Here is an 11,508-nt window from a genome sequence, read left to right on the forward strand (position 1 = left end):
ATATTTGGGCATAAGGTTGTTTGAATTTTCTTGGAGAGGATTTATTGTAGCCGAATAGAATAGATAAGGCGGCGGGCGAAACGGATTGGGTAAAAGAATAAATGGTTTAGTTTTGGATATTAAGTTTTAAGGTTTGTTTTATATATGTTGATTGCTTTTCTGATTATGTTGCGCGAGGGTATCGAGGCGGCTTTGATCGTCGGTATCGTCGCCGGTTTTTTGAAACAGTCGGGACATTCGCGGCTGATGCCTAAGGTGTGGCTGGGTGTGGCTTTGGCTGCGCTGATGTGTTTGGGCATCGGATACGGCATCCATTCGGCAACGGGCGAGATTCCGCAGAAGGAGCAGGAATTTGTGGTCGGCGTTATCGGTTTGGTGGCGGTGGCGATGCTGACTTATATGATTTTATGGATGAAAAAAGCCGCCCGTTCGATGAAGCAGCAGCTTCAGGATTCGGTTCAGACCGCCTTAAACCGCGGCAACGGTCAAGGCTGGGCTTTGGTCGGCATGGCTTTTCTGGCTGTGGCGCGCGAGGGGTTGGAGAGTGTGTTTTTCCTCTTGGCGGTGTTTCAGCAGAGCCCGACTTGGTCTATGCCCGTCGGCGCGGTATTGGGGCTGCTTGCCGCAGTGGTCATCGGCGCACTGATTTATCAGGGCGGTATGCGTCTGAATCTGGCGAAGTTTTTCCGCTGGACGGGCGCGTTTTTGATTGTGGTGGCCGCCGGTTTGGTGGCAGGTTCGCTGCGTGCGCTGCATGAAGCGGGCGTGTGGAACCACCTGCAAGAGGTGGTGTTTGATTCTTCCAAATACCTGCATGAAGACAGCCCGCTGGGCGTGCTGCTCGGCGGCTTCTTCGGCTATACCGACCACCCGACGCAGGGCGAGGTGCTGGCGTGGCTGCTGTATTTGGTTCCGGTCATGATTTGGTTTCTGCACGGCAGTAAGCCCGCCGCGGTGCAGAGGTCGTCTGAAAGCCATTAGAGACTGTCGACAGCCCCTAGTGGCGCTTAAAAATTCCGTATCTCATTCTTATCAACATGCCAAAGAGATTTGAAATGAAAAAACTCAATATAACTGCTTTATCCGTGATGCTGGCTTTGGGTCTGACCGCGTGTCAGCCGCCCGAAGCGGAAAAATCCGCGCCTGCCGCGTCAGGTGCATCCAGCGCGAATGCCGGCGGCTCCGTCAACGTCGCCGTGAACGACACCGCCTGCGAACCGATGGAACTGACCGTACCGAGCGGACAAGTCGTGTTCAACATCAAAAACAACAGCGGCCGCAAGCTCGAATGGGAAATCCTCAAAGGCGTGATGGTGGTTGACGAACGCGAAAACATCGCCCCCGGACTTTCCGACAAAATGACCGTTACCCTGCTGCCGGGCGAATACGAAATGACCTGCGGCCTCTTGACCAACCCGCGCGGCAAGCTGGTGGTAACCGACAGCGGCTTTAAAGACACCGGCAACGAAGCCGATTTGGAAAAACTTGCCAAACCGCTTGCCGACTATAAAGTTTACGTTCAAGGCGAAGCCAAAGAGCTGGTTGCCAAAACCAAAGCCTTCACCGATGCCGTCAAAGCGGGCGACATCGAAAAAGCCAAATCCCAGTTTGCCGCTGTCCGCACCCACTACGAACGCATCGAGCCGATTGCCGAACTCTTCAACGAACTCGACCCCGCCATCGACGCGCGTGAAGACGACTTCAAAGATAAAACCGAAGACGCGGCCTTCACCGGCTTCCACCGCATCGAACACGCCCTGTGGGTCAAAAAAGACGTCTCCGGCGTGAAAGACATTGCCGACAAACTCATGAAAGACGTTGAAGCCCTGCAAAAAGAAATCGATGCCCTCTCCTTCCCGCCGAACAAAGTCGTCGGCGGCGCGGCAGTGTTGATTGAAGAAGTTGCCGGCAGCAAAATCAGCGGCGAAGAAGACCGTTACAGCCACACCGACTTGAGCGACTTCCAAGCCAACATCGAAGGCGCGCAAAAAATCGTCGAACTCTTCCGTCCGATGATTGCCGAGAAAAACAAAGCCCTGCTCGAGAAAGTCGATGCCAACTTCAAACAAGTAACCGACATCCTCGCCAAATACAAAACCAAAGACGGCTTTGAAACCTACGACAAACTCAGCGACGAAGACCGCAAAACCCTTCAGGCACCGATTAACGCCCTTGCCGAAGACCTGAGCCAACTGCGCGGCACACTGGGTCTCAAATAAACTTGACCCGCCCGTTTCAGACGACCTTCTATTACTCAAAAGGTCGTCTGAAAACTTATCGCTGACAGCAGTCATGCCCGCGCGGCAATCGCAGGCGTAGCGTGGGCTTTGCCCGCGAAAAAACCCAAAGCCGTATAGGTCGGACACTTCTATCCGACAAAGCACAAACCGCGACACACCTTGCCGTCATGCCAAACGTCGGATTCAAGAATCCGACCTACATTCAGGACAAACCATGAGCCAAGACAACAACCCACAACCCACCCAACCGACCAAACGCACCCTGTTCAAAACCGTCCTAGCCGCAGGCGCAGCCGGCGCGGCAGGCTGGTTTGCCGGCAAACAACAAGGCGAAACCGCCGCCGAGACCCGCCACAACGAACACTCCCCGCAAGCCTACCCCTGCTACGGCCCCCACCAAGCCGGCATCACCACCCCGCACCAACTCTTCGGCATCATGTGCGCCTTCGACGTCACCGCCAAAGACCCCAAACAACTCGAAAACCTCTTCCGCACCCTCACCGCCCGCATCGAATTCCTCACCCAAGGCGGCGAGTACCAAGACGGCGACGAAAAACTCCCCCCCGCAGGCAGCGGCCTGCTCGGCAAAACCTTCCGCCCCGACGGCCTTACCATCACCGTCGGCGTCGGCAGCAGCCTCTTTGACGACCGCTTCGGACTCAAAGACAAAAAACCCCGCCACCTCCAAGAAATGCGTGACTTTCCCAACGACCGCCTCCAAAAATCATGGTGCGACGGCGACCTCAGCCTCCAAATCTGCGCCTTCACCCCCGAAACCTGCCAAGCCGCCCTGCGCGACATCATCAAAAATACCGCCCAAACCGCCGTCATCCGCTGGAGCATAGACGGCTGGCTGCCCAAAGCCGAACCCGGCGCCATCGCCGCCCGCAACCTCCTAGGCTTCCGCGACGGCTCCGGCAACCCCGACGTATCCGATCCCAAAATTGCCGACCAAGTCCTCTGGACAGGCATCGCCGCCAACAGCCAAGACGAACCCGCCTGGGCGAAAAACGGCAGCTACCAAGCCGTCCGCCTCATCCGCCACTTCGTCGAATTCTGGGACAGAACCCCCTTGCAGGAACAAACCGAAATCTTCGGCCGCCGCAAATACAGCGGCGCCCCCATGGATGGCAAAAAAGAGAGCGACACCGCCGACTTCGCCAAAGACCCCGACGGCAAAACCACCCCCAAAGACAGCCACATGAGGCTCGCCAACCCGCGCGACCCCGAGTTCATGAAAAAACACCTGCTCTACCGCCGCGCCTTCAACTACTCCCGCGGCCTCGCCGCCAACGGCCAGCTCGACGTCGGCTTGGTGTTCATCTGCTACCAAGCCAACCTCGCCGACGGCTTCATCTTCGTCCAAAACCTGCTCAACGGCGAACCGCTGGAAGAGTACATCAGCCCCTTCGGCGGCGGCTATTTCTTCATCCTCCCCGGTGTAGAAAAAGGCGGCTTCCTCGCCCAAAGCCTGCTCAGCGCGTGAGTACAGGTCGTCTGAAACCTTACGGCGCATAGGTTTTATCCGTCAAACTCTCCCTGAAAAAGGTCGTCTGAAAATCAAGTATTCCGGTTTTCAGACGACCTTTCCGTCAAGTGGGTGCGGGTGTTCTCAATAAACCGAACCCGTAGCGTGGGCTTCGTCCACGACCTCCCGTCCGAACGTCCGAATCCAATCATCTCTGTTTATCCGTGGGTAGAACCCACGCTACGGGCGGCTGGCTCTCCCGCCTGGCGGGAGAGGATGATTCTACGGCTTGCACGAATTTGATTTTACCTAAACCCACAAAGTCACCCCCATCCTAACCTTCCCCCGCCGGACGGGGGAAGGAACAGGTTGCCGTTGCAGCAAATCGTAGCGTGGGCTTCGCCCACAACCTTCCGTCCGAACGTCCGAATCCAATCATCTCTGTTTATCCGTGGGTAGAACCCACGCTACGAGCGGCTGGTAACGGATAGGGCAAAGCAAAAAAGGTCGTCTGAAAACCTAATTCCGGTTTCAGACGACCTTCTCTTGTCTGCTGTACGGCTTATTGCTGCTTCGCTGCCCATTCCGCAGGTGTGGCGGCAACGGAAATCGACAGCGCGTGCAATTCGTTGCTGGCCAATTGCGCCTTCAGACCGTCTTTGATCAGGCGGTGGCGGGCGAGGCGGGCTTTGCCTTCAAACTCGGAAGAGACGATGACGGCGAAGAAGTGATGTCCGTCGCCTTCGACTTCTACGTGTTCGCAAGCGGCAACGCCTTCAATCAGCGATTTGACTTGTTCTGGGGTAAGCATTTGTATTCCTTGTTTCAAAAACATTGCGGCATTATACAGAATAATGCCGTCAAACATCGCCAACTTGCTGAGGATGTATAGTGGATTAACTTTAAATTAGGACAAGGCGACGAAGCCGCAGACAGTACAGATAGTACGGCAAGGCGAGGCAACGCCGTACTGGTTTAAAGTTAATTCACTATATCTGAAACATTATTCATTAATATTAAATCAACATGAGATTTGCAGAGGTCGTCTGAAACATTTTCAGACGACCTCTTTGCTTATTTTTAGATGTCGGATACTTAAAAATATCATTTTTTTAGTACGTATGAATCTAAGTAAAAGGGTTTTGGCATATAAATTGCTTTCGAATAAAAAGATAAATTTTCGCTTTAATTGCAAAGTAAGGTTAAGAAAATAGAAGTTATTAAAGATAAACGGATATATAAATAGCTAAAAGGTCATGAAATCAGGTTTGAGAGATTGTTATCTGAGGTATAGATAAATTCTGAAATTTGTTTGAAAGTGACAATATGCGTCATATCCGTTGAATAATTTTTGTAATCGAAATATCGGTATCGAATAAGATGCTTTCATTTTTGGTTATTGGGTCGGATGTTTGAAAAGTAGGCTAGTCCTACAGTTCAATAATATATTAAATTTATTTGTTTAACATTTTAAATCAGAGAGTAAGCATGAATAAAATCTATCGTGTCGTATGGAACGAAACCACACAGACGTGGAACGCGGTGGCGGAATTCGCCAAAGCGCATGGGAAAACAGCTTCATCAGGCATAGGCGGCATCGTTGCCTCCGTAGGCGTGCGCTTCGCGTTTACCGCCATCATGTCCGGCCTGCTGCTCGCCAGCGGTCAAGTCATGGCTGCAGAAAATAGCGGCAAAACCCTTGCTAATGGTAAAGCTATCTCTGCGGCTACCGAAGGTACCGACTACAACACCTGCTATTTCGATACCGTAAGTTACAACGTGGTCTGTGGCGACGATAGTACAAAAGCCTTGGATGTCATACCGGGAGACACGCCCAAACAAGGCAAATCCGTCGTGATGGGACAAGGGGCATCTTCCAAAGGAGAAACCAATGTCGTTATCGGTGCCAATTCTTCCACTGCAGGTCCGAGTGATGAACCGTCCCGTGCAACCGGTGCGATTGCCATCGGTGCGGCGGCAAGTGCCAACCATAACCAATCTATCGCTATGGGTCAGGCGGCATCGGCAAAAGGTGAGGCTGATGTCAGTATCGGAAAATTGGCAGGAGATACTGTTTCTTCCAGCGGCCGCAATATTTCCATTGGTGAGAGCGCGCTGAAAGGCGGTTTAGGGGTCAATAACGTCATCGCTATCGGTTCGGCGGCAGGCATTGATTCCAATAGTAGCCATTCCGTTTATATCGGAACCAGTGCTACCGGTATGGATCCCAAAAATGTTTCCATCGGATATTTGGCGAAAACCAAAGGCGGCAGTATTGCTGTCGGCGACAGCTCTAATGCGCAGGGTAGTTCGTCCGTTGCCATCGGTACCAAATCCGTTGTAACCGATGTAGCATCTAATGGCGTTGCCATTGGTTTCAATTCCACTACTTCGGGATTGAGTGCTGTCGCTATCGGTGGTTCAAGTTCTACCGGTAAAGGTGCCAATGCATCGGGACCTGCCAGCCTAGCAATAATGGGTACTGCCGTCGCTTCCGCGCAGCGTGCGATTGCCGTGGGCGAATTTACGGTCGGTTCAGGAGCTTACGGTATTGCCATCGGTGGTAAAGCGAATGCGCAGGGCACGTCCTCCATCGCGATTGGCGGTAGTCAGGCGACGGACAAAGCGACGAACGCAACCGGCAATTTCTCAACCGCCATCGGTTATGGCGCTAAGACAGTCAATCACGATACTACTGCCGTCAGTAAGAACAGCACGGCAAACGGCCTGCGCGCCACAGCCTTAGGCGTGGACAGCAATGCAGGTGCTGAAAACGCCTTGGCTGCCGGTCCGCAAACCACTGCTTCTGCCAAAGGCGCGATTGCCGTCGGTTTTGCCACTCAGGCAACCGGTATGAGCAGCGTCGCGGTCGGTAAGGAAGCCATTGCCACTACAGAAACTTCTACTTCGCTCGGACAAAACAGCCAAGCCACTGCCAACAACGCCGTCGCCATCGGTAACAAAGCCGTAGCGGCAGGTACAGGCAATATCGTAGTGGGTACGAACGCGGGCGTGTACGACGCCGCCGTTTCCGCAGGTCGCACGGTTGGTGCGGACACCGTCTATATCGGCGCGGACAGCGGCCGCAATGCTTATACCAATGAACGCCAAATCTCTATCGGTAAAGGTACGGGCAATAACGCCACCGGCGTGGATAACATCGCTCTTGGCTTGCGTTCCGGCGCATTTGTGGTCGGTGCGAACAACGTCGCCATCGGTAAAGAAGCAGGCATGGGCACGGATGCTCAAAAATTGAATGTCACCTCTACCGTTGCCATCGGTGAGGCCGCAAAAGGCAGCTTCAACAATACCATTGCCATCGGTAAAACCGCATTGGCGGAAAAAGAATCCGCAGTTGCCGTCGGTATGGTTTCCAAAGCCAGCGGTGACAACTCCGTAGCTATCGGTAAGACTGCCAATGCCAGCGCACACGAAACTGTTGCCATCGGTCATGAGACCGTTGCCGGAGCCGTTTCTTCCGTCGCTGTCGGTCAGCGTGCCAACGCATCAGGCAGTGAGGCAGTTGCATTGGGTATCGATTCCAATGCCTCCGGTCGTTTTGCCGTAGCCATCGGTAATATGGCGAAGGTAACCAACAACAAGCTCAACGGTGTCGCTATCGGCAGCAATGCTGTTGCGTCAGAAGACTATGCGATGGCAATCGGTCTGGATACTCAAGCAACAGGCAACAGCTCGATTGCCTTCGGTAATACTGCCAAAGCACTCGCTGCAGAAGCTGTTGCATTTGGTCATTCTGCCAATGCTGCGGAAGGCAATACTGTTGCCTTGGGTGTATCCGCAACTTCGGCGAAGGCAGGTGCCGTTACTTTGGGTGCATATACTAAAGCCGATGCCGTCAAAGCACTTGCCTTGGGTTACGAATCCCATGCCGTTAATGAAAACGATGTTGCATTGGGTGGTGGTAGCTTGACTGAAGCACACCACAACGGCGACTACACGCTGAATGGCAACTATACCGCTGCCGGAACAAGCTCTTATGGTACGGTTTCCGTCGGTAGCATCAATACCGCTGAAGCAGGTAAGTCTAGCAATGCCTTCACCCGTCAAATCCAAAACGTCTCCGCGGGTGTTATCAGTGCAACCAGTACCGATGCCATCAACGGCAGCCAGCTTTACGCGACCAATTCTTACCTGCTCAACTTGGGTAAAAACGTCAAAGACGCCTTGGGTGGCAGTACCCAAATCGACGATGCAGGCAATCTGACCCTGAATAACTTGGGCGGTACAGGTAAAGCCAATGTTCACGACGCTTTGGAAGCGATGAACAATAAAATCGACCAATTGGGCGGCGGCAACTCCAGCCATTTTTACAGCGTTCAGACGACCTCTAATGCCCGTGGCAACTACAACAATGACGGCGCAACCGGACTGGATGCTCTGGCAGCAGGTGCAGACGCGCAAGCTGCCGGCGAATTTGCCGTAGCCGTCGGTACAGGCGCGCAGGCGGTGATTTCCAACTCTATAGCCATCGGTAAAAACGCCACTGTCAACGAAGACACCGCATCCGATATTGCTGTCAATGGTTTGACTAAAGGCGAAGGCTCCGTCGCCATTGGTGCGAACACCAAAGCCAGCGGCACCAATGCCACTGCCGTCGGTCAGTCGTCCAATGCTTACGGTCAAAACTCTTTAGCAGCCGGTCAATCTTCCAAAGCGTTGGGTAAATCCAGCGTAGCGGTTGGTGACGGCGCAACCGCCACCCAAGACTCTGCAACCGCACTCGGCCCATACAGCCAGTCCACGGCGGCAGGTGCGACCGCGTTGGGCTTCAATACCCGAGCTACTGCTTTCGGCACCGTCGCGGCAGGTCGGAACAGCAAAGCCGTTGCCAACAATGCCTTAGCATTGGGTAACGAAGCAGACGCGCAAAAAGACGACGCCATCGCCATCGGTTACAACGCCCAAGCCACGCAAAACCGTGCCGTAGCCTTTGGTAAAAACGCCAAAGCGACAGCGGGCGATACCTTTGCCTTGGGCGATTCGGCAAAAGCCTCTGTCGGCAATGCTATTGCCTTCGGTAAGAACGCCAATGCCGCTCATGCAGGTTCTATCGCATTGGGTGCCAATTCCGCGACTGAAGCAGCCGTTCCGACGACCTCTGCTACCGTTGGCGGCTTGACTTTTGGTAACTTCGCAGGTACTGCACCTGAGTCCACACTCAGCATCGGCACGGCAGGCAAAGAGCGTACGATTACCAATGTCGCCGCAGGCCGCATCAGCGCAACCAGCACCGACGCAATAAACGGCAGCCAGCTTTATGCGACTCAAAACGTCATGAACAACATCGGTACGACCGCAGTCGGCGTATTGGGTGGCAATGCAGCCATTGCGAATGACGGTACCATTACGATGTCCAACATCGGCGGTACAGGCGCATCCACCATTGAAGGCGCGATTTCCGCCATCAACAACGCTTCTTACAAGTCGTTCAAGCTGAATACGGCTAAAACCAGCGGTACCAACGGTGAAGCCAACAACCACTCGCTGAAAGAAATTACCAACGGTTCGACCATCACGTTGGAAGCGGGTAAAAACATCGTGCTGAACCAAAACGAGTCCACCGTCAGCATCAATACTGCCGATGCGCCCGAGTTCGCAGGCAAAATCACTGCCAAAGGCGGACTGGATATGTCCAACACCAAGATTACCAATCTGGGCAAGGGCGACCAACCGACCGACGCGGTTAACCTGAGCCAGTTGACCGATGCCATCAATAACGTTCACGTTACTACCCTGACGGCGGTTACCAACGAAGCTCCGTTTGCTTACGTTTCCGCAGATGGCAAAATCCTGAAGCGCAACGTAACGGTTGATGGTTCAGGCGCAAAACAGGTTTCCTTTACTTACGCGGAAGATCCAAGCCAAACCTACAACGGCAACGTAACCATTGCCGCGCTGAATCCGACCGATCCGCAAACTACCGTTCCGACCCAAATTGGCAACGTTGCTGCAGGTAAAGGGCAAAACGATGCGGTAAACGTATCCCAGCTGGACAAAGTTGCCCAAGCTTTGGGTACTTCCGTCAATAGCACTACCGGTGAAATCGCCGCGCCGAAATACTCTGTGATTTCCGGCAGCCCGGCGATTTCAGGCGTAGCTGATTACAACAATGTCGGCGACGCATTGACCGCCTTGAGCAATGCCGTCCGTGCGCCTCTGATTTTTGCAGGCGACAGCGGTACGCCTTCAACCCGCCAATTGGGCAGCACTGTTACCGTTAAAGGCGGCGAAGCCGATGCGACCAAACTGTCTGACAGTAACAACATCGGCGTGGTTTCAGACGACACTACCGGCACGCTCAACGTCAAGCTGGCGAAAGAGTTGAAAGGTCTGACCTCGTCTGAATTTGTCGACGCAGCAGGCGGCAAAACCACCGTTTCTGCAGACGGCGTGACCGTCGGTACAGCGGCGAACCCTGTCAAACTGACAACCGAAGGTCTGTCTAACGGCGGTAAGAAAGCAACCGACATCGCTGCCGGTGTGAACAATACCGATGCCGTCAATGTCAGCCAGCTCACTCCGTTGGCAACCGCATTGGGCGCAACCGTCAATCCGGCTACCGGCGCGGTTGAAGTACCGAATCTGGTGGTAACCAAAACCGACGGCACGCAGGCCGCACCTGTCAACACCGTACAAGGCGCATTGGACAGCATCGGTACCGAGCTGCAAAAAGGCCTGACTTTCGGCGGCGACAACGCAGACAAGAATTTCGAGCGCAAACTCGGCAACCAAGTCTTGGTTAAAGGCGGTGCGGATGCGGCGAAACTGTCTGAAAACAACATCGGCGTGGTTTCAGACGACGCCAACGGTACGCTCAACGTCAAACTTGCCAAAGAGTTGCAAGGTTTGAACAGCGCCCAATTTGAAACCGACGGCAACGTGACCACCATCAACGGCGGCAATGTTTCCTTGGCTGACAAAGACGGCAATATTGCCGAAACCACAGCAAACGGCATCACCCTGACTCCGGTGCCAAGCAGCGGCAAAGAAGCAGTCAGCCTGACCACTGCCGGCCTGAACAACGGCGGTAACAAGATTACTAAGGTTGCCGAAGGCACGCTTGCTGCTGATAGCACCGATGCTGTTAACGGAGCGCAACTGTATAAAGTTGATCAGAAAGCCGATACCAACGCTGGTAATATTGCCAAAGGCATCAATATCGGCGGTACGAGCGGCAGCAACAAATACGCATTGGGCGACACTGTCAACATCAAAGGTGACAGCAACATTGTCAGCGAAACCGTTGAAGGTGGCGTACAACTGAAACTTGCCGATACCGTCAAAATCGGACAAGACAGTGGTAAACCTGTCAGCATCGACGGCGTAAACGGCACGGTAAGCGGTCTGAGCAACAAAGCCTTGGGCGGTGCGGACTTCGCTACCAAAGGTCAAGCGGCGACTGAGGAGCAGTTGAACGCAGCCCAAGCCAACCTGGCGAAAATTCTCGGCGGTAACGCGGCCAACAACAACGGCAACGTCACCTTCACCGACATCGGCGGTACCGGCAAAGACAACGTCCACGACGCCATTGCCGCAGTGAAAGAAACCGCCGACAAAGGTTGGAACCTGAAAGCCAATGACGAAACCTCGTCTGAAAAAATCGCCGCGGGCGACACCGTAACCTTCAAAGAAGGCAAAAACATCAAAGTCAGCCGCGACGGTAAGAACATCACCGTAGCGACTTCAGACGACGTATCCTTCAACAAAGTAACTGTCGGCGACAGCGTCCTGACCGACAACGGACTGACTGTGGGCAATGGTACGGCAGGCAACCCTGTC

5 protein-coding genes are annotated in these 11,508 nt (G+C 53.8%); 4 read left to right on the forward strand and 1 reads right to left on the reverse strand.

Features of this window, described 5'->3' with window-relative positions; translation table 11 throughout:
* Positions 1 to 144 precede the first annotated feature (144 nt).
* The 3 genes from efeU (at position 145) to efeB (ending at position 3,726) form a co-directional block, all read left to right on the forward strand.
* Entirely contained in the window at positions 145 to 981 is an 837-nt protein-coding gene (gene efeU, locus DBY90_RS11295; RefSeq protein ID WP_070492712.1) for an iron uptake transporter permease EfeU, read from the forward strand.
* Positions 982 to 1,055: 74 nt separating this feature from the next.
* Positions 1,056 to 2,219, forward strand: a complete 1,164-nt coding sequence (gene efeO / locus DBY90_RS11300; RefSeq protein ID WP_070492711.1) for an iron uptake system protein EfeO — start codon at positions 1,056 to 1,058, stop codon at positions 2,217 to 2,219.
* A gap of 235 nt (positions 2,220 to 2,454) precedes the next feature.
* A complete protein-coding gene (gene efeB, locus DBY90_RS11305) occupies positions 2,455 to 3,726 on the forward strand; it encodes an iron uptake transporter deferrochelatase/peroxidase subunit (protein ID WP_070492710.1) in 1,272 nt (423 codons plus the stop codon).
* Between the two features lie 544 nt (positions 3,727 to 4,270).
* Here the strand turns inward: efeB and DBY90_RS11315 are convergent.
* The gene (locus tag DBY90_RS11315; protein WP_029609441.1) at positions 4,271 to 4,519 is read right to left on the reverse strand and encodes a BolA family protein; all 249 of its coding nucleotides are present in this window, start codon (positions 4,517 to 4,519) and stop codon (positions 4,271 to 4,273) included.
* Between the two features lie 677 nt (positions 4,520 to 5,196).
* On the opposite strand from DBY90_RS11315, the gene DBY90_RS11330 reads away from it, so the two are divergent.
* On the forward strand, positions 5,197 to 11,508 hold a 6,312-nt coding region (locus tag DBY90_RS11330; RefSeq protein WP_107987258.1), incomplete at its 3' end, for an ESPR-type extended signal peptide-containing protein.

Source organism: Neisseria mucosa (assembly GCF_003044445.1).
Classification (GTDB): Bacteria; Pseudomonadota; Gammaproteobacteria; order Burkholderiales; family Neisseriaceae; genus Neisseria; species Neisseria mucosa_A.

Coding starts and splice junctions, on each gene's coding strand:
- efeU (WP_070492712.1), top strand. CDS start 145: ATGTTGATTGCTTTTCTGATTATGTTGCGCGAGGGTATCGAGGCGGCT.
- efeO (WP_070492711.1), top strand. CDS start 1,056: ATGAAAAAACTCAATATAACTGCTTTATCCGTGATGCTGGCTTTGGGT.
- efeB (WP_070492710.1), top strand. CDS start 2,455: ATGAGCCAAGACAACAACCCACAACCCACCCAACCGACCAAACGCACC.
- DBY90_RS11315 (WP_029609441.1), bottom strand. CDS start 4,519: ATGCTTACCCCAGAACAAGTCAAATCGCTGATTGAAGGCGTTGCCGCT.